Annotated in this window: 19 protein-coding genes; 3 read left to right on the forward strand and 16 right to left on the reverse strand. The window is 42.7% G+C overall.

What is annotated here, in order from left to right; genetic code table 11:
• On the reverse strand, positions 1-774 hold a 774-nt coding region (guaA, locus tag WKF69_RS02725; protein ID WP_340379356.1), incomplete at its 3' end, for a glutamine-hydrolyzing GMP synthase.
• A gap of 156 nt (positions 775-930) precedes the next feature.
• Here guaA and WKF69_RS02730 point away from each other — a divergent pair.
• Both WKF69_RS02730 and WKF69_RS02735 read left to right on the forward strand, forming a co-directional pair.
• Positions 931-1401 (forward strand): YdeI/OmpD-associated family protein, encoded by a 471-nt coding sequence (locus WKF69_RS02730; RefSeq protein WP_340379358.1) that lies wholly within the window; start codon positions 931-933, stop codon positions 1399-1401.
• Between the two features lie 135 nt (positions 1402-1536).
• Positions 1537-2154: an NlpC/P60 family protein gene (locus WKF69_RS02735; protein WP_340379360.1), complete on the forward strand. Its 618-nt coding sequence runs from the start codon at positions 1537-1539 to the stop codon at positions 2152-2154.
• Here the strand turns inward: WKF69_RS02735 and WKF69_RS02740 are convergent.
• From WKF69_RS02740 to WKF69_RS02750, 3 genes are all read right to left on the reverse strand, one after another.
• A complete protein-coding gene (locus tag WKF69_RS02740; protein WP_340379362.1) occupies positions 2151-3989 on the reverse strand; it encodes a UbiD family decarboxylase in 1839 nt (612 codons plus the stop codon). The genes WKF69_RS02735 and WKF69_RS02740 overlap by 4 nt on opposite strands.
• Before the next feature lie 138 nt (positions 3990-4127).
• A complete protein-coding gene (locus WKF69_RS02745; protein WP_340379364.1) occupies positions 4128-4607 on the reverse strand; it encodes a dCMP deaminase family protein in 480 nt (159 codons plus the stop codon).
• Entirely contained in the window at positions 4607-6217 is a 1611-nt protein-coding gene (locus tag WKF69_RS02750) for an MFS transporter (protein WP_340379365.1), read from the reverse strand. The genes WKF69_RS02745 and WKF69_RS02750 overlap by 1 nt, the downstream gene beginning before the upstream one ends.
• 286 nt (positions 6218-6503) lie before the next feature.
• On the opposite strand from WKF69_RS02750, the gene WKF69_RS02755 reads away from it, so the two are divergent.
• Complete coding sequence (locus tag WKF69_RS02755) at positions 6504-7133, forward strand: LysE family transporter (protein WP_340379367.1); 630 nt, start codon at positions 6504-6506, stop codon at positions 7131-7133.
• Between the two features lie 87 nt (positions 7134-7220).
• Here WKF69_RS02755 and WKF69_RS02760 read toward each other — a convergent pair whose 3' ends face one another.
• The 12 genes from WKF69_RS02760 to WKF69_RS02815 form a co-directional block, all read right to left on the reverse strand.
• Entirely contained in the window at positions 7221-7850 is a 630-nt protein-coding gene (locus tag WKF69_RS02760) for a hypothetical protein (protein WP_340379369.1), read from the reverse strand.
• Between the two features lie 47 nt (positions 7851-7897).
• Positions 7898-9799, reverse strand: a complete 1902-nt coding sequence (locus tag WKF69_RS02765; RefSeq protein WP_340379371.1) for an amidophosphoribosyltransferase — start codon at positions 9797-9799, stop codon at positions 7898-7900.
• 129 nt (positions 9800-9928) lie between these two features.
• Complete coding sequence (locus WKF69_RS02770) at positions 9929-11431, reverse strand: NADH-quinone oxidoreductase subunit N (RefSeq protein ID WP_340379373.1); 1503 nt, start codon at positions 11429-11431, stop codon at positions 9929-9931.
• Positions 11428-13032 carry an NADH-quinone oxidoreductase subunit M gene (locus WKF69_RS02775; protein WP_340379375.1) on the reverse strand — a complete coding sequence of 535 codons (1605 nt, stop codon included), beginning with the start codon at positions 13030-13032 and terminating at the stop codon, positions 11428-11430. The genes WKF69_RS02770 and WKF69_RS02775 overlap by 4 nt, the downstream gene beginning before the upstream one ends.
• A 49-nt stretch (positions 13033-13081) precedes the next feature.
• Positions 13082-15106 (reverse strand): NADH-quinone oxidoreductase subunit L, encoded by a 2025-nt coding sequence (gene nuoL, locus WKF69_RS02780; protein WP_340379377.1) that lies wholly within the window; start codon positions 15104-15106, stop codon positions 13082-13084.
• Positions 15107-15412: an NADH-quinone oxidoreductase subunit NuoK gene (gene nuoK, locus WKF69_RS02785; protein WP_340379379.1), complete on the reverse strand. Its 306-nt coding sequence runs from the start codon at positions 15410-15412 to the stop codon at positions 15107-15109. It abuts the gene before it with no gap.
• The gene (locus tag WKF69_RS02790; protein ID WP_340379381.1) at positions 15409-15942 is read right to left on the reverse strand and encodes an NADH-quinone oxidoreductase subunit J; all 534 of its coding nucleotides are present in this window, start codon (positions 15940-15942) and stop codon (positions 15409-15411) included. Before WKF69_RS02790 ends, nuoK begins: the two co-directional genes overlap by 4 nt.
• The gene (locus WKF69_RS02795) at positions 15939-16526 is read right to left on the reverse strand and encodes an NADH-quinone oxidoreductase subunit I (RefSeq protein WP_340379383.1); all 588 of its coding nucleotides are present in this window, start codon (positions 16524-16526) and stop codon (positions 15939-15941) included. Before WKF69_RS02795 ends, WKF69_RS02790 begins: the two co-directional genes overlap by 4 nt.
• Before the next feature lie 12 nt (positions 16527-16538).
• Complete coding sequence (gene nuoH, locus WKF69_RS02800; protein ID WP_340379385.1) at positions 16539-17609, reverse strand: NADH-quinone oxidoreductase subunit NuoH; 1071 nt, start codon at positions 17607-17609, stop codon at positions 16539-16541.
• 219 nt (positions 17610-17828) lie between these two features.
• The gene (gene murI / locus WKF69_RS02805) at positions 17829-18635 is read right to left on the reverse strand and encodes a glutamate racemase (RefSeq protein WP_340379387.1); all 807 of its coding nucleotides are present in this window, start codon (positions 18633-18635) and stop codon (positions 17829-17831) included.
• A gap of 196 nt (positions 18636-18831) precedes the next feature.
• The gene (locus WKF69_RS02810) at positions 18832-19377 is read right to left on the reverse strand and encodes an OmpH family outer membrane protein (protein WP_340379388.1); all 546 of its coding nucleotides are present in this window, start codon (positions 19375-19377) and stop codon (positions 18832-18834) included.
• A 51-nt stretch (positions 19378-19428) separates the two neighbouring features.
• Positions 19429-19962, reverse strand: coding sequence for an OmpH family outer membrane protein (locus WKF69_RS02815; RefSeq protein WP_340379389.1), 534 nt, complete (start codon positions 19960-19962; stop codon positions 19429-19431).
• Between the last annotated feature and the right edge of the window lie 4 nt (positions 19963-19966).

Genomic DNA, 19966 nt, shown 5'->3' on the forward strand with positions numbered 1-19966 from the left:
CTGCTCGAATTCTCCCTTGCGAAGCAAACCGTTATCGACAAATATACAATGCAAATTAGTTCCTATCGCCTGATGCAAGAGTACTGCAGCAACCGACGAATCCACTCCTCCTGACAATCCTAATATAACCTTATCATTCCCCAATCGTTCTTTTAATGCCGCAACAGTAGTGTCTATAAAGGCATCCGGAGTCCAGTCCTGGCTGCAATTACATATGTCTACAAGGAAGTTCTCCAGAAGCTGCTTACCATCAGTACTATGCGTTACTTCAGGATGAAACTGGATACCATAAACCTGAGTGTCTTTAATATGGAATGCCGCTACCTTTACAGAATCAGTGCTGGCAATGATCTCGAAATTTTCGGGAATAGAAGCTATCGTGTCTGCATGTGACATCCACGTTTGGCTCCCTAAATTTATATTCTTGAAAAGGGGGTGAGTGTGATCGATAAACTCAAGGTTTGCACGGCCATATTCACGTGTTGATGATGGCTTTACTTCCCCACCTGACTTTTGCGCTATATATTGTGCACCATAGCAAACGCCCAAAACAGGGTAACTTACCTGGAGCTTTACAATGTCAACTTGCGGTGCATCTTCCTGACGGACCGAATAAGGACTCCCCGACAGGATTACTCCCTTTACCGTGCTATCGAACTCAGGAAGGTTGTTAAATGGATGTATCTCGCAATATACGTTTAGCTCTCTGACTCTCCGGGCAATAAGTTGAGTGTATTGCGACCCGAAGTCAAGAATGATGATCTTTTCTTGCATGGGCAAAGATAACTTTTTGCACGAGATGCGGGAAGCGATAAACGAGAAATACCCGAGAATACATTCAGGTTTTAAATTCCGATTTAATTCTCACATCTCGCATCTCGTTACTCGCTTCTCGTAGCATCTCCCTATATTTGATCAGGAAAAAATTGAATGAAGACTATATGTTTTAATGCAGTTCTGGAACCATTGGATGAGAAGATGGTCCATCATCTTATAGTCGTTCCTGAGGAGATCGCAGTACAGTTCACAGAGGGGAAGGGTGCTCCGCGGATCCTTTGTTCTATTGAAGGAAGCGCCGAATTCCCTTGTGCCTTGAACCCCCGGCATGGCAGACACGTCATTATTGCAAGCAAACAGCTGATCAAAAAGAATAAGCTTGCGATTGATATACCGTTCAATGTATCTATCCGCGTTGATCCGCATAACGGACTCGGTTTGCCTGAAGAGCTTTCTGAAGTTCTGGATCAGGACCCTGTAGCTTTAAGAGCCTATGATGCATTAAATGATGGACATAAACGCGGTTTAATTTATTATATCAATCAGGCAAAGTCTATAGACAGCCGGATCAAGCGATCGCTTGAGATCATGGAGAAAATGAAAGAGCGGGGAAACTGGTCTTAAGAGCGGAGAATTGAAAGTTGAGAGCCTGCCTGCCGTCAGGCAGGTTCAAAGTGTCTTTCTAACGGATCGAACAACCTAACCACCATCTGGAAACTATTTGTAGCTTTTTGGTCGCATATTTGCATAACCTATTGTATGAGATTCCTATTCTTTTGTTTATTCGTTGTAATAACAATATCAAGTTGTAATTCTGACGCGCAGAAGCATTATATACCCAAAGATTCCAGGACTAGTGACTCTTCAATTGTACACAATATCCCAGATTCTGCCGATAGTAAGGAAGCAGATTTGCCCAGCGAAGTACCCCCATGGAATTATGCTAAATCGCTTGACGTTCAATACATAAACCCAGGAAGGACTAAACCGGATGAACTTGTAAATTTTGCTGAAACCCTTATTGGCATCCCTTACTTGTACGGTTCGATTGACCCAAACAAGGGATTTGATTGTTCCGGGTTTATTTCCCACGTTTTCAATCACTTCAAAATTGCTGTACCACGGTCTTCGGTACAGTTTACCTCGGTTGAGCGTGAGATTAGCCTAAATCAGGCAAAAAGAGGAGATATAATACTATTCACTGGAACGGATAGCACTAAACGGGTAGTCGGACATATGGGGATTGTAACCTCCGCTGAAAATGGTCTTGAATTTATTCACTCCACATCCGGAAAGGCATATGGGGTAACTAAAACCCCATTTAACAAATACTACCAGGGTAGATTTGTGAAGACTATCAGGATATTTAATAATTAGATAATCCCGTGTAGTGCTCGTCCGGCTTTCCCCAGATCATCTACCTTTTTTTCGACTTTAGCATCCTTTACGAGTAGTGGTGCATGATGTGGTTTGATCCGCGCATCAATAATCATCGGCCCCCTACATCCCCAGTGCTTATTTTCCGTAAAAGAATTAATACCATGGATGTCATGAGCTGGATTACTGCGAGTGAAGGTAACCCAAACAAAGTTATTAATGGTTTCAGCCGTGAAGCCAGAATCATCACATAGGACAATTAACGGGAGGCTGTCAAGAGTTTTGAATCCAACGGAACTGCTCAGACTATCAATTTGCCTTGCTGTTTCTTCCGGGTTTGAATATGCAGGTGCATCAACCGCTAAAATACCCGGCATCACAAGTTTATATTTATCAAACGGCCGAGGTATGGAAAAAGTCGCCGGCAATTCACTCCAAAGCTCACGTCTTTTATCGCCTGCAGCCGCAATAGCGATCTTGGATCCGGAATTAATATCTGTTCCGCTGTAATCAAGCGTATCAATCGTTGTTTTAGTGTAGAAGTGAAGATCACGGGTAAGATCGACCCGTTCGAGCATATGCTGCAGAAAGCCCGGGATGTCGTTTGTACTCAGCGAAGGATTGTCTCCCTTATTACTTATAAAAAGAAACTTGGCAAGGCTTAACTGGCTTTTACCAAGGATGTGATTAGCAATGGTAAGTATCTCCTGAGGCTTCTTCTCAGTAAGGTATGGCGTGTACCTTTCGCTGCCTATTGCAAACAGCAAAGGGTGCACTCCTGCCGCATCTACGGCATTTACTTCGTGAAGTCCGGGTATTTCTTTAGGAATCGCTGATCCCGTAATATCGTGAATAAGGGCTCCAAAACTCGTATCTTCCTGAGGCGGCCGGCCGACAACAGTGAAAGACCAGATCGGATCTTTTCTGTGATAAACATTCCTCACCTTCATTAAGGGGAATGGATGTTTTAAGCTATAATAACCCAAATGATCTCCGAAAGGGCCTTCATCTTTATTCTCGCCTGGCTCAACTGTGCCTGTGATCACAAAGTCCGCATCGGAAGAGATACAAAAGCCTTCATCATCGTAAAAGTATCTGAATCGTCTGTTGCCCAGAGCTCCGGCAAAGGTCATTTCAGAAAGACCTTCGGGAAGAGGCATTACAGCAGCAAGCGGGTGCGAGGGCGGCCCTCCGATGAAAATGCTTACTTTCAAAGGTTGCCCTTTTGCGTTGGCTTTAGTCTGATGCACACCAATCCCACGATGAAGCTGGTAATGTAACCCGATCTCCTCATTCTTTATGTAGTCATTTCCTCCCAGCTGGATCCTGTACATTCCAAGATTTGCATTCATAATGCCGGGATGGTCGATATCTTCAGTATACACTTGCGGCATTGTAACGAATGGTCCTCCGTCCATTGGCCAGTTTGTGATTTGAGGCAGGTCGCTGATCTGACCTTTTCCGAATTTTATAGGTGACATGAAACCTGTCTGCCAGGGAAGTGCAGATAAAGCAGTAAGTCCCACGCCGGCGTACTTCAGAGGGCTCCTAAAAGCTTTCATTGGATCAGACTTCAGATCAACAAGAGTTTTAATCTTGTCAAGCGTATCTCTGAACATAAACCTGGAACGGTCGAGAGTTCCAAAGAGATTGGAAACTGCCGGAAATTTACTTCCCTTCAGATTCTCAAATAATAATGCAGGGCCTTGGTTCTCATATACCCGTAAATGAATGGCAGCAGCCTCCAGATGCGGGTCAACCTCATCCTTGATCCGGATCAGGTGTCCATTTTTTTCAAGATCTGAAACGCAATCGGCAAGACTTTTATATCCCATGAATTAGTACGAAAAAGAAGGGCAATTTAAGAAAATGGGCTGAAATTATGTAACTGAATTGGAGGCCAGAGGATTGAAATCGGAGGTCAGCCTGGTTTTCGCCACCCGACTTTAGACTTTTGTTTCGGACTTCCGAATTCAGACTTCCGACCTCAGACTTCCGATGTCAAATTTTCTGCATTCCACTCCGAACTTATTCAAAAAATCTACGCCCTCATCAGATGGCAAACCCTTATATTCCGCATAAGAAGCTTTATACAAGACTTTCTTAATTCCTGATGAATAGATTATCCGGGCACATGCCAGGCAGGGCGATAATGTAAGATAAAGAGTTGAGCCCTCGAGTGTAGCACCGTTCTTGACGGCATATAATATGGCGTTTTCCTCTGCATGCAGAGCAAGCGAACAACTATTCTTAGAATCACGGGGGCACCCGGTTTCCGGCCATTCCTCATCGCAGTTATGCGTTCCGGCTGGCGGCCCGTTATAACCGATTGAAATTATTCGGGTATCCTTAGTTAAAACAGCACCGACCTGGGCTTTCACGCAATGTGAGCGTGCGGCCAGGTCGGTGGCAAGTTTCATGAAGATCAGTTCAAAGCTTGGCTTCTCTAACATTAATGTGCCGCTTCTGTGTCCAGCTTACTTACGTCGATACCTTGTTTCTTTAGCTCTGAGCTTACTTTTATTGCAAAATACACGATGTATGCAAAGCAGATCACCGGGACTATGTAAGAAATGTGAATCCCGCTTTCATCTGCAAGAAGTCCCTGAACCGGTGGTATGATTGCTCCTCCAAGGATCATCATGATCAGGAATGCAGAACCCTGGCTTGTATATTTACCCAAGCCGGCTATAGACAAAGCAAAAATACACGGCCACATGATAGAGCAGAATAAGCCACCACTAAGGAAAGCATAAATTGCTATTTGACCAGTAGTCATTAAGCCTATCACCATTGCGATTGCTCCTAAAACACCAAAGGTTAAAAGCGTTTTGGCAGGTTTCTCCTGGCTGTAAAAGAATCCGGCAATAAGAATAACGACACATACCGCATAAACATAGAATTGGCTCACGTCAGTACCATTCCAGTCATTTGCGAATAATATAATTCCGAAGGCAACAAATGGTACAACTATCGTAAGGATTTTCTTTGTACTTTTTGCAAGATTAAACGCACTAACTGCGCCGGTCCAGCGACCGATCATCATACTCCCCCAGTACAGGGAAATGAATGGTGCGATGGTCGCGTCGTTATAGCCGCCAAATTCTGGCAATTTCAAAAGTGTTCCCATATTACCCTGTATTGTCACTTCGACTCCTACATAGGTGAATATGGCCATCATTCCTAGTATCAACTGCGGATAACCCATTGCGCCCCATCCTGATTTGTCTTTCGACGCCGCTCCCAGGGTTAAAAATAAGGCTAGTACAATGATGATTAAGGCTGCATATACAAAATATGATAAACTTAAACCTGTTAATTCAGAGAGGGGAATTCCTGCGAGTACCAGGACGAAAGCAACAAAGATAACACCCAGAGGCACATTGGTTTTATCGCTTGATTCAATCTTCTCATCACTCGTTACCTTTGGGAGTTTTGACACGGCGAAGAAAGCTGCAACGGCAAGAAACAGCCCAGCCAGTACATAATATAAGGTATTGATTGATGTAATTTCTACGACTTTAGGTGTCACAGCATGGGCACTTCCGAACAAGATGATACTTACCGCAATCGGCCCCAGTATACTTCCGAAGTTATTCACCCCACCAGCCAGATTCAGACGATCGGCACCGGTTACAGGGCTGCCCAGAGCTATCACGAAGGGATTGGCAGCAGTTTGCTGAAGAGAAAAGCCTATGGCGACAAAGAAAAATGCTGTTAGAATAAAGGGAAAGGAGCCGGAATTAACTGCTGGGATCATTAGCAGTGCACCAGCAGCGGAAATAACAAGGCCGATCACAATGGCATTCTTATACCCCAGCTTATTAATGATATCTACCTTAGTAATCTTTGATGCATAGAATAAAATTAACGATCCGATAAAATAACCACCATAAAACGTATACTCAATTAGTTGTGATTCAAATTGTGTAAGGCTAAAGTGCGTTTTACAAAAGGGAATGAAAATACCGTTGCTGGCAGCCAGGAACCCCCAGAAGAAAAACACCGTTATTATCGTGTATAGTGCGGATCCATAATTTTGTTGTGAGCTTTTCTCCATCATTTAAAGATTAGGTTTTTTAAAATGTAACCCTAACATAAATTAATTTTCTGATATCTGAATGAATTTTTTTGAGAGCTTTTAGGTGTATGTCAATCGTTTGGACTGGAAGTTGATTATGAGTTTGCATCGGCGTAATAGTAAACCAGTGATAGTGAATACCATAAGGTTCTTAAATAATTAAGGTAGCATCCCAAATGGTGTGTCCTGCCTGAAACCTAAACCTTTTTTCCATTGTTATTAGGCAGAGTATTCGCATATTCGCAAAATTGGATTTTAATAATTCGGAATGATCGAATCAATTATATCAGGAATTGGATTAGGATTTGTGCTGTCATTTTTAACCGGTCCTGTTTTTTTTTCTCTGATTAAGACAAGTATTGAAAAGGGGTTTTACGCAGGTGTTTCTCTTGCAGCCGGAGTCGTTGTAAGCGATATTTTCTATGTAGCCCTTACCCTTTACGGAAGTTCATTTCTGGCCCTGGAAAACACTTACAGGGTCCAGATCGGGGTAGCGGGAAGCTCGATTTTATTCGCTATCGGAATTTATTACCTTTTCAAAAAAGTTAAGGTAAACTATGAGAAAACCACTTCTAAACGCCACAACACCGGTTATTTTCTTAAGGGTTTTCTCATGTGCATCTTCAATCCGGCCATATTGCTTTACTGGCTAAGTGTTACAAGCAGTGTAATTTCCATTTCAGGAGAGATCGATGCCGCGGAAGTGGTGCCCTTCTTTGGTTCTATCCTACTTACTCAATTCAGCGTAGATGTCGTCAAGGCTTACTATGCTAATAAGCTCCGGTACAAAATAAAAGAAAAGACAATCTCCAACCTGAACAGGATTGCCGGGGTACTTATTTTGATTTTCGCTGCTAGATTGTTGTATAACCTTTTAACCGGGCACTCTTTAATATAGTTGAGAGTTGAAAGTGGAAAGTTGAGAGTGCAATAAAACGGCAGGTGAGAATTATGCACCTGACTAGCAAATCACTGTTATTGCAACTTATGGACTTAGAAACTTTTTAGCCTGTTTAATCACCTGATCCCTGCTGTACTCTCCAAAATAAGCATAGTATTCTCCATTAGGCTTTATAATAACAAAGCTCCTGCAGGGATATTTATATTTAAAGAAAGTCTTTTCAACCAGCAAATTCGCATCAGGATACCAGTTGATGAGGCCATAGTGATCCCGCAATCCGTCCTTTGTAGCATACATATGGTATTCGGATGTCTGTCCGAGTCGCTTTATTTGGCTCTTGTACTCGGATATTGCGACTTTCATAGCGGGTAAGCTCGCTCCGGTACCATGAGAGCAGTTGCCATATCCCTGATGGTAATTAATAATGATCATTTCTGATCGGTTGATTTCACTCCCAATGGCGTCCTGAAGATTGGATAGAATTGTGTTACGTATTTCCTGGCTTAGGATACCTGTTTTTGTACGAAAAACCAAGCGGGTCTCAGTTACTTTTCCTTTCTGAAAGCTTAGTCCAAGCTTATTGATGTTCAATCGTTGCCTTTCAAATTGCTCTTTCGTTATTCTACGGCCATTCTCATCAAAAAAATGTATTTCCTGTGCAAATGAAAATACCGAAGAAAGAAGCAAAATAAATACAAGAAAGAGTTTGTTCATAATGGGAGATGCATAACTTAAAGATACCAATTGTTACATTTTAACCGTTAATAAGCCCGCTGATTTTTCCCTTCCATCCAGTTCATAAATGCTTTATTTACAACCTTATTACCTCCGGGGGTTGGGTAATTTCCTGAGAAATACCAGTCGCCCAGGTGGCCAGGGATGGCTTTATGGAGATTATCGAGTGTTTGATAAATCACCTGCACCTCTGTTTGAATTTCCTTAGGCGTGATTATTTTGGCTATTCTGTCTGAGATCTGCTGATCGGCGAACTGATTATATATCTGCTGAACATAATTTTTAACCTGCTTATTACCCAGTTTCTGAGATTCCAGGCAATTATTGTAGACTTCGTCAATAACGCTTTCTTTCCCGGTTTCCCTCAACAGAGATATAGCAGCTTCGAAAGCGACAAACTCACCCATTCGAGACATGTCGATTCCATAGCAGTCCGGATAGCGGATCTGCGGCGCTGAAGAAACAACAATAACTTTCTTCGGACCAAGACGATCAAGGATCTTTAGGATGCTTTGCTTCAACGTAGTTCCCCGTACTATTGAATCATCCAGAACTACAAGGTTATCTGTGCCTCTTTTAATCAGGCCGTAAGTCGTATCGTATACATGAGCAACCATATCGCCCCGATCTGCATCCTGAGTAATGAAAGTTCTGAGTTTGACATCTTTAATTGCAATCTTCTCAACTCTAGGGGCAATGTTCAGGACCTCTTCTAACTCCTTATCAGAAATACGATCCGCACGGTTAAGAAGTGTGTCGCGCTGGTATTGCTTGACATATTTATGTACGCCCTCAACCATCCCATAAAAAGCAACTTCTGCCGTGTTAGGAATGAATGAAAATACGGTGTTTTTCAGATCATGGTCGATCGCACCCAGGATCTGTGGGCAAAGTAAACGACCCAGTTGCTTTCTCTCACGATAAACCGAGGCATCACTGCCTCTGGAGAAATAAATTCGTTCAAAAGAACACGATTTTTGAACTTCAGGCTCGCGAAACTGCTCCTCTGTAACCGTCCCGTTCTTTTTAACGATCAGTGCGTGTCCGGGCTTTATTTCCTTTACTGATTCAAGGGGCACATTAAAAGCAGTCTGGATCGCCGGGCGTTCCGATGTAACAATAACTACCTCATCATCATGATAATAAAATGCAGGCCTGATACCAGCAGGATCACGCATTACAAAAGCATCTCCATGACCCAAAATGCCGCTGATGGTGTAACCGCCATCCCATGTTTTGGCTGATCGTTTAAGAATCGAAGCGACGTCAATATGCTCAGCTATCTGATGGCTGATCGATTCGTTGGAGAAGCCATCTGCTTTATATTTATCAAAAAGCTCCTGGTTTTCCGTATCCAAAAAATGCCCGATCTTTTCAAGGACCGTCACCGTATCTGTTCTTTCTTTGGGATGCTGTCCAAGCTCAAAAAGCTGCTCGAGAAGCTCATCCACATTGGTCATGTTGAAATTACCGCTGATGACCAGGTTACGTGTCATCCAGTTATTCTGGCGAAGAAAAGGGTGACAGCTTTCAATACTGTTTTTGCCGTGGGTTCCATAACGTAGATGACCCATAAGGACTTCACCGGTAAAGCTTATATTCTCCTTTAACCATTCTGTATCCTTCAGCAGTTCGGGGCTGTTTTTTTGAACATCAGCAAACTTATTCTGAACATACTCAAATATCTCAGCAACTGCATTTGCGCCCATTGACCTGTGCCTGCTGATATATCTTTTCCCCGGCTGAACATCTAACTTTATTGTAGCAATACCTGCACCATCCTGCCCCCGGTTATGCTGTTTTTCCATCAAAAGATACAGCTTATTCAGGCCGTAAAGCGCTGTACCGTATTTTTGCTGATAATAAGATAGGGGTTTTAATAGGCGGATAAGTGCGATGCCGCACTCATGTTTGATCTGCTCGCTCATACGTGGTTGTGAGTATGCAAAAGTAGATATTTAATCCCTAAGAAGCCAATGAATTTTGTCCGAATATCGGTTAAAAATAGCGCACCTTAACAACTTGACAATGTGATTATTAACCTATTCTAAATCTAATTACAAATATCTCAGAATAGCAGAAGGGAAAAGAATAAAAAAGAGAAGAAGGAAAACAAGGAACAGGCTAATGTAGGTTTTTGGTGAATTTTCAAACCCCGTCACAGGGCTATCGCTTGGCCTTAAGAAAGCATTTAAGGGAATCCGGAAATAATAAAAAAGGGAAACGACAGTACTGATCGCCCCAACTATTATCAGAGTCATTAGTAAACCCGATCCCGAGAGATTATAGGCTTCTATGGCTGCGGAAAATACAAGAAACTTAGCGGTAAACCCTGCCGTTGGCGGCAATCCTGTAAGTGATACCAGAACAACAACCATGGCGATCATTAATACGCTTAAGGGTTTGCCAAGGCCTTTATAATCATCAATATTTTGTTTGCCGGTTTTCTCTTCAACTTCATCGGCAATCATAAATGCAGCCATGTTCATAATGGAGTATATGACCATATAAAATATCAGTGCTTTGAAACCGCTCGCAGAGAAAACAAACATGGCCATCATCATAAAACCGGTGTGGCCTATAGACGAGTAAGCAAGCATACGCTTCACATTGTTTTGCCAGATCGCGCCAAAATTCCCAAACATCATACTGAATATCGCCATAATAGCCAACACACTGGTCAGACTAAACGTGGCGCTGTCAACCCCTGATAAGCTCAATGGCTGGAAGGGTGCCAAAACTCTTATAAAAAGACCGAACCCTGCAATCTTGGGAGCTGTCGATAAGAATGCTGTTACCGGTGTTGGCGCTCCTTCGTACACGTCGGGTGCCCAGAAATGAAAAGGCACGAGTGAAAGCTTGAACGCGACACCTATTAGCAGCATTATAAAGCCCACCCCCCATGAATGAAACGGGGTCGTGTCTAAGAAGCTTACAAACTGAGCCGAAGAGATATCTAAGCTTCCTGTAAACCCATAAAGCAATGACATCCCATAAAGCATAAATGCTGAACATACTGCACCGAACAGAGCATACTTCATTGCCGCTTCACTCTGCTTCGAATTTTGTGACAAGTAACCAACAAGCAGATATGAGCCAACAGAAACCATTTCCAGCGAAAGGTAGATCATCAGTAAATTTTGAGACATCACCATCAGGTTTAAACCGAGCTGAACTGCAATTAGAATACTGAACAGATCTCCTGTACCCTTGCTGCTGCTCTGCAGAGCTTTGTGATATCTCACAAATAAAAGAAACAGAATGCTGATGAAACAGAAAATGAGCTTGAAGACTACCGCGAGATGGTCAAGCACGACCATGCCGCCAAATAGCTGAACAGGTGTCTGTCCAAGCATCCCAAAATTCAGGATCGCGGAAACTAATAATGTTAAGAAAGCTAGTAAAAATGGCAACTGACGGCCCCCCGTTGAAAAAAAGAGATCTGCCAGTATAACTAAAATAAAGCCCGCAACAAGGATTACTTCAGGATAAAAAAAAGCTAAGCTCCTGATAGTTTCATTAATAGAAAGCGATATGTAAGGGACAAAATCATTCATCATCCCGAAACCAACTGAATGAAGGCAAGAACAGATGCATTCATTTTACTAAAAATCAACGATGGAAAAATCCCTAATGCTATAGCGACAATAGCTAAGGGAACAAGGGCAAATTTCTCGCGGATATTAACGTCCCTTAACCGAGTCAGCCATACATCACCGCCCTTCAAGCGCGTTTGGCCAAAAAACATACGTTGCAATGTCCAAAGGAAGTACGCAGCACTTAACAGGATGCCAACGGAGCCGCCTATAGCCATCCAGCGTGGAAGTAAGCCGTTCACTTCCTGGGATGTAAACGCTCCTATCAGGCTAAATGCTTCAGCCATGAATGCAGAAAACCCCGGTAATCCAAGCGAAGCAAAAAATGCGATCATAACAAATGCCGTATATTGGGGCATAACCAAGGCTAAACCCCGAAAATTCGCAATCTCTCTATCGTGAACCCGGTTATAAAGCATCCCGACAAGGAAGAAGAGCATTGCCGATAAACCACCGTGGCTAATCATTTGAAGCACTGCCCCGCTTACTCCCTCAGTCGTTCCGGAGGCAATACCAAGTAACACGAAACCCATATGAGATACTGAAGAATATGCAATGAGCCGCTTCAAATCAGTTTGAGCGAGCGCGTTTAAAGCTCCGTAAAGGATGGATACCACTCCTATCAGTCCAATCCACCACGCTGATTGAATTGCGGCGTCAGGGAAGATGCTATAGCAGATGCGCAGGATTCCATACCCTCCCACTTTCAACAGGAGACCGGCAAGTATGATCGAAACCGGGGTTGGCGCTTCAACGTGAGCATCAGGCAACCAGGTATGTAAGGGAACAATCGGAACCTTTATCGCAAACGCAACGAATAGAACAATGAATGCCAGCAGCCTCGCCGAAATCCCCAGCAGGTTTTGGCTGGCAACAGTTGAAAATATAGAGCTTCCGAGGTAATTAGCCGGGTCCATCATCAGGATCATATTGAAAGTATGGTTGCCTGTGGCAGGATTCAATACAGAGAAATATAAACCGATAATTATCAGCAGCATAAACACCGACCCGAAAAGAGTATACAAGAAGAACTTAATTGCAGCGTATTCCCGTCGTACTCCTCCCCACATCCCGATAAGGAAATAAAGCGGCAAGAGCATAAGCTCGTAGAAAATATAAAACAGGAAGAAGTCCAGTGAACAGAAAACGCCCATAATCGCCGTGTTTAACAGCAGGAGCAGCGCAAAAAAGGCTTTCAGATTAGTTTTGATCTCCCATGACGCTAGCGTAGCGACAAACATCACCAAAGCAGAAAGAATCAGGAACGGCATGGATAGGCCATCAATACCTAACAGATAATCGATCTCAAGTTTACCGATAGATCCAAGGTCTAGCCTGATCCAGGACATCTTTTCAACTAATTGAAACTGGCTTTCCCTGTTTATCCCGGCAAAAGCCGCTGAACTGTTAAAATTCAGATAGATGTATACACTGATAAAGAATTGAACGATACTCGTACCCAGTGCTATATATTTAAAGCGTTCTCGAAAACCTGAGGGCAATAGAATGATCACCAAAGCGGCGATAAGGGGTAAAAAAATCAGTATGGATAGTATGTAATTCATTTCAATCCCCCTAAATTATTGTTTTTGCAGACAAGTATTATCATGGAATTCATATGAAGTATGTTAGTATAAAAAATGTGACGACTAGCGTTAGCATTGTGAGAAGGTAATGCTGCAGCTTTCCACTCTGAAATTGTCGTGCGAAATCCCCTGTTTTCCGTGCAAGAGTTGCTAAACCATTAACGAGACCATCAACAATATTCCGGTCAAACCAATCGGCGACCTCAGAAATAATATTTGTTAGGGTCGCCAGCAAATTGACTAATCCGTCGACCACCAGTTTATCAAACTTATAACTCAGACGGGAAAGAGCGGTCGTGGATCTTACAAACAGAAAATCATACAAGCTATCAAAATACCAGGCACGGTTAGAAAAACGATATAGCAATCCTTTTTCAGGGAATGTCTGAACCGCTCTTCCTCCGTAAACTTTATAGGCTATAAAAATAATCGCCAAACTTATTACAGTGACAATAGCTGGAATGAACAAATGGAGGCGATCGAAACCTTTAACCCCGGCACCAGCGAATCCCTTAAGGATCCATGAGCCATCGTAAGACAATGGGTTGAATGAAAATAGTATAAACAAGCTGCCGAAAGACAGGATCATGAGAATCCGGGTCATAGAGGTTGGGGCTTCGTGCAAGTCGGTGTACCGGGATTTTCCAAAGAAAACTTTAAAGATCAGTCTCGCGATATAGAAAACAGTTAACCAACTGGTTAATGTTAATATATATGGCACCAGCTTTTTAAAACCGTGATATCCCTCCGCCCACTCAAATGAAGTGATCAGAATGGCGTCCTTGGAAAGAAACCCAGAAGTGAATGGAAGTCCTGCAAGCGCTGCAGCTGCAATGCACATGGCAATAAAGGTTACTGGCATTTGCTTCCTTAATCCGCCCATCATTCGAATATCCTGATGATCAAACTCCATATTATGCTGCTCTTTGTGATGATGGAGCTGATGGATAACCGCACCGGCAGCGAGGAACAATAAACATTTAAAAAATGCATGGGTGGCAAGGTGGAAAATGCTTTCTCCATAAGCTCCGATTCCCATCGCGGCTATTATAAAGCCTAATTGAGATATTGTTGAATAAGCGAGGATACGCTTAATGTCGTTTTGAGTTAGGGCAATTGTAGCAGCTATAAAGGCCGTTAATACTCCGATTATAGTTATGATGTTTAATGCCACGCTGTCAAACAGAGGATAGATCCTCCCCAACAAGAACACCCCGGCTGCCACCATAGTGGCTGCATGTATTAACGCAGAAACCGAAGTCGGTCCTTCCATAGCGTCCGGAAGCCAGGTATGCAGAGGAAATTGCGCCGATTTTGCCATCGCACCCATAAAAAAGGCGATACCAGCAATTGTGAGCCAAATAACGGGCATTTCAGTCGATGCACTTATCCATATTCCATCCACGATAGAGGCAGAATCTATCATTCCCCCACTACCGAAAAGCTTAACGATGTCAAACGTCCCGAACTGTGAATAAATGATCATAAGACCTGTTAGAAAACCGATGTCCCCTATCCGGTTCATGATAAAGGCCTTCTTTGCAGCCTGGGATGCCGCATCCTTTGTAAACCAGAAGCCGATCAGGAGATATGATGAGAATCCGACAAGCTCCCAAAACATGTAGATGAGCAATAAGCTGTCTGATACGACAAGGCCCATCATAGAAAAACAGAACAATCCAAGGTAAGCCCAATATTTGTGAATGTTTATATCCCCTTTCATGTAAGAGATAGAATAGATGTGTACCAGGACCGAAATCCCCGAAACAAGAACCATCATCAGAACGGAAAGGTTATTCAGCAGAATGCCAGCTGAAAAGACATTCGATCCTATTGAAAACCATTCAACCTGCTGCTGCACAGGCTCGCCATTCCACACGCTTATGAAAACCAAAATGGAAGAAATAAAGCTTATGCTAGTATTAAAAATCGAAATAGCAGACCCGGGAGACTTTCTCCCCAGCATGATGGTAAGAAAGGACAAAAACGGGAATGCTACTGCTATTATGGACAACAAGCATAGGGCGTTGGCTGAAAAACTTAAAACCTCCATTTAATCTTTCAGGGTATCAATTTTATCAGGATTTATTGTCCTGAAATGCTTATACACATTTAAAATTATAGCAAGGGCTACTGCCACGCCGGCTGCTGCGAGCACAATTGCGAACAAGGCAAACATTTGACCGCCGCCAGCGATCCTGTCAAATCTGCCAAAAGCCACAAAATTCAGAATAGCCGCATTGATCATGAATTCAATGCCTATGAGCACTTGTATCGCATTCCTTTTCGTCAGCACCGCGTACAAGCCAATACAAAAAAGAGCGGCACTGATCAGCATAAAATGAGACAATGGGATCATGATCTTTTCTCCTTTCTGGCTAAATGTGCTGCGCCAATTAATGCCATCATCAGGAACACCGACACCACTTCAAAAGGGAGCAGATAACGAGTCATTGTATGAATGCCAATCTGGTGAATTGTATTATCATTTTGCCCTATGGCATGACTATTTTTTATCCAGGGGAGGTTAGTAACATTGGCTGATGATATTGCTGAATAAAGCAGGAAAAACATTCCGGCACATATCAACAGGCCAGCTAAATGTGCAATCTTAAACCCGCTCGTAAACTGTTCAAGTCCGCTCAACAATTCCCGGTTGGATAGCATAAACGCAAAGAGCATCAGCACCAGTACACCGCCAACGTATATCACAACCTGCGTCACGGCAATAAAATCCGCATGAGCGAAAACAAACATCGCCGCCAGCGAAAAAATTGTAACAAAAAAAAGAAAGATGCTCCTGACCAGGTTCTGCATGTTAACCACCAGAAACGCTGATATAAGCGTCAGCGCAGCAAAAAAGTAAAACACTATTTGTTCCGCACTCATTCTTTATTTCTATAAGTTTGCATTGCTGCTTCCTTCGCTGCCATGCGTTCGGCATTTTGCTTTTCCAGGGCGATCCGCTTTTCCTCAGCATCAGCGGCAGTCATATCGGAAAATTTATAAATCATTTCATTCAATGTCAGCGTACTGCGGTCGTAGGTATCTGTCATAATAATGCATTCGGTCGGGCAGACAACCGTACACAGGCCGCAATACATACATTTTGCCATATCAATATCGAACCTGGCCGCATATAAACGCTTGGTTGTTCCATCAGATGTTTTTCCTATCGCTTCTGTTGACTTTATGCTTTCAATTTCGATACAGTCCACCGGACAGATCTTAGCGCACAGATCGCATACTATGCAATCATCCATTTCTACATCCAGCTGATATCGTCCAACTTCCGGCAAAGGAAGTTTCTGATGTGGATATTGGATTGTGGTAGTACCCGTTTTCTGAGCGAAGTAATTGCTATCCGTGATCGGCTTTATCTCACGGCTTTTAGTTGCAGCAAAAAAATGCCCCAGGGTAAGTTTTAAACCTTTCCCGATTGTTCTAAAGACATTAAAAAGCTTTCCTACCATCTAAAATATATGTTACATCATAGTCAGACGCCAGATACCGGAGATCAGCATACATAAAAATGCAATAGGAGTTAAAACCTTCCAGCAAAAACCCATGAGCTGGTCAACTCTCAAACGCGGTAAGGTCCATCTGATCCAGATCTGCACTGCAACCACGAGAAGTGTTTTTATAAGCACCCAGAATATTCCCCATCCGAGCCCCGTAGTCCATTCCGCAAGCTTAACCGAACCGATGTTCGGCAGCAGCGTATTCCATCCGCCAAGGAACAGGATAACCCCTATCATGCCAACAAGGAACATCATTGAATATTCGGCCAGAAATACAAAAGCAAAGCGCAAGCCCGAATACTCGATATGGAATCCTGCAACCAGCTCAGACTCCGCTTCCGGGAGGTCAAAAGGGGCACGATTACACTCCGCTAGCGATGCAATAAAGTAAATAAGATATGCGAGGATCAAATGCGGGGCTTGAAATATATTCCATGCGAGAAACCCTCCTATCGAACTCACATCCCACACGCCAAAAAAAAGAATAGTTTCGTTAGAAAGTATCCCCTGCTTTATGCTGACTTCCTGCAAATTGAATGTCTGGGATATCATTACAGCAGAGATTAAGGCAATACCTGCGGGTATCTCATAAGAAACCATCTGTGCCACTGATCTCATGGAACCAAGCAGTGCATACTTGTTATTTGAGCCCCAGCCTGCCATCAGAATTCCGATGGTTTCCATCGATAGGATTGCGAAAATGTAGAACAAACCCAGGTTCAAAGACGAAGGGCTCAGTCCAGGAGCCCATGGCAGTGCCGCGAATCCCAGATATACCGAAACAAATATCACGATCGGGGCAAGTGTGAAAAGTATCTTATCTGCTGCAGAGGGAATGATGAACTCCTTCTGGAACATCTTCAAAATGTCGGCGAACGGTTGTAGAGAACCGTACTTTCCGACCTCCATAGGCCCAAGGCGATCCTGCATAAAAGCGGATATCTTTCTTTCAGAATATAAAGCGAATAGTGTGAATAGGGCTGTAAATGCGAATAAAGCGGTAGCTACGAGTACATATGTCAGATAGAAATTCAATTCTCCGGGCTTATGTACGCAAACTTACATAAAAGTATCAAGAGCCAAGAATCAAGAACCAAGAAATGGAGTCTTGAATCTTATGTCTTGGTTCTTGGATCTTTCAGATCTGTTACCTGTTACCTGACTGGACGGAAATGCAAACGAGCCTCGCTTCCCCGATACGCCAGGTACGCTGTGTGGAAGTCTTGGTTCTTGATACTTGATTCTTGGTTCTTACTAGTCCCATATCGGTTTAAGTGTAAGATTAATCTTCTCCCCAAAGAATAGCCTGGTACTTTTTGCGAATGACGGTGTATAATCGGATACAAAGAACTGATGTTTTTTGGCAGGCTGATCATTCAAAAGCTTAAGTTCAGCCAAGCGGTCTTTGACGTGCTGGGCTACAATTTCCGCAGTATTAACGATCTTGACCTTATCCTTATAAAATGATGAAATCTCCGACTTGATTAACGGATAATGAGTGCAGGCAAGGATCAGGCTATCGATCTTCTTCAATTTCGAAGAAGATAAATATGAATTAATTACTGTCTTGCTTATATTATTATCAAAAAAACCCTCCTCGATCATCGGAGCCAGCAAAGGTGTTGCCAGTGATGACACCTCAATATCAGGATTTGCCAGCTTAAATTTACGCGCGTAGACATCAGAACGGATCGTTGATTTCGTGCCTATGACTCCTATCTTTTTATTATCGCCCTTTTTAACCATCAGATCAACTACGGGGTCGATAACATTAATGATGGGCACCTGGTCGCCGAGGAAATGGATCAGTTCATGAAATGCATGAGAGGATGCGGTATTACAGGCAATAACTATCACCTTGCAATTTTTATCAAGAAGAAATTTAGCAATCTTCAGGCTATAGAATTTTATAGCTTCGGGCGATTTATCGCCATAAGGCATGTGCGCTGTATCCCCGAAATAGATAAGCTGTTCGTTCGGAAGGATCTTACGAATGGCATTGGCTACGGTAAGACCGCCAATTCCAGAGTCAAAAATTCCAATTGGTAGTGCTGAGCTCATAGGGTAAAAATAAGGAAGAAAGCTGACGGCTGAAAGCAGAAAGCTAAAAGCAAGAAGAAAAAAGTTTATAATAAGGGTGCAAAGATCGGTGAGACGATGTGCAGAGCTTTGAGCTTTACGCTTTCTGCCTTTAAGCGTTCAACAAAAAAAAGCGCAACCGCACGATTACGCTTTCTTTCAATTAAAAAAACTCTTCTTATTTGCTCGCAGTAGTTATTCCAAGCTTAGCTTTAACAGCTGCCAATAAATCTTCGCCGCCATCGAAATACACAACACCTGGTTGTGAAACATCAAACACATATGCAAAGCCTTTTTCTTTTGCTACAACCTTAACTGCATCTTCAGCTTTCTTAAATACCGGCTGATAAAGTTCAGTACGTTTTGTAGTTAACAACTCCTGGGATTTCTCCTGAGTTTCAGTGATACGTTTTTCCATATCCTGAATTTGTTTTACAAGAACCTCTATTTCTTTTCCAAGAGATTCTTTATTAGCCTCGCTTAATGTTTTTGTTTTATCGTTGTATAGAGTGATCTTTTTTGTACGTTCTGCATCCATTAATTCTAATTCAGTTTGCTTTTGTTTAGCAAAGGTCTGAAAGTTCGCATCTGCTGTTTTCATTTCAGGCATAGATTGTAAAAGATCTGCAGAATTGATGTGACCAAATTTCTGTTGAGCGTTTGCCGCATTTCCAGCCATGAATAATCCTGCTGCAACTAATCCTATTCTAACTAATTTCTTCATTGTGTTTTCTTATTGTTTATTCTGTTTTTGTTTATGATTTATGAGAGCTTTCTATTTGGTAACAAATGTACCTGGCTTAAAACCAAGGCGTGTAACTACATCATTGCTCTTGTCTAAACGCGGACTAGCAAATAATAGTGTGATCTCGCTATTTTTATCAAAGATCATATCCAGCTGCTGAGCATCGGCAACAGCCTGTATCGCTTTAGCAACACGATCCTGGATCGGCTTTATAAGTCGTGTACGTACCTGAAAAAGCTCGCCCTCAAACCCAAATTTGAGTCTTTGAAATTCCTTGGCGGCGTTTTCTTTTTCAATTATATCTGCTTCCCGGCGCTTGCGCATGTCTTCAGTTAGCAAAACCTGGTCGGCCTGATATGCTTTAAATAATCTTTCTATATCCGCAAACCTTGAGTCAACATCCTTTTGCCATTGGGCTGATAATGCGTCTAATTGCTTTTGGGACGACGTATACTCGGGAATATGCTTCAAAATATAATCACTATCAACATAGGCAAACCGTTGTGCTGATGCCGTAAATGATATTAAAAATAATAATAAAGTACCGAAAATTACTCTCTTCATTTTA

Origin of the sequence: Daejeonella sp. (assembly GCF_037719425.1) — a bacterium.
Taxonomy (GTDB): Bacteria; Bacteroidota; Bacteroidia; order Sphingobacteriales; family Sphingobacteriaceae; genus Daejeonella.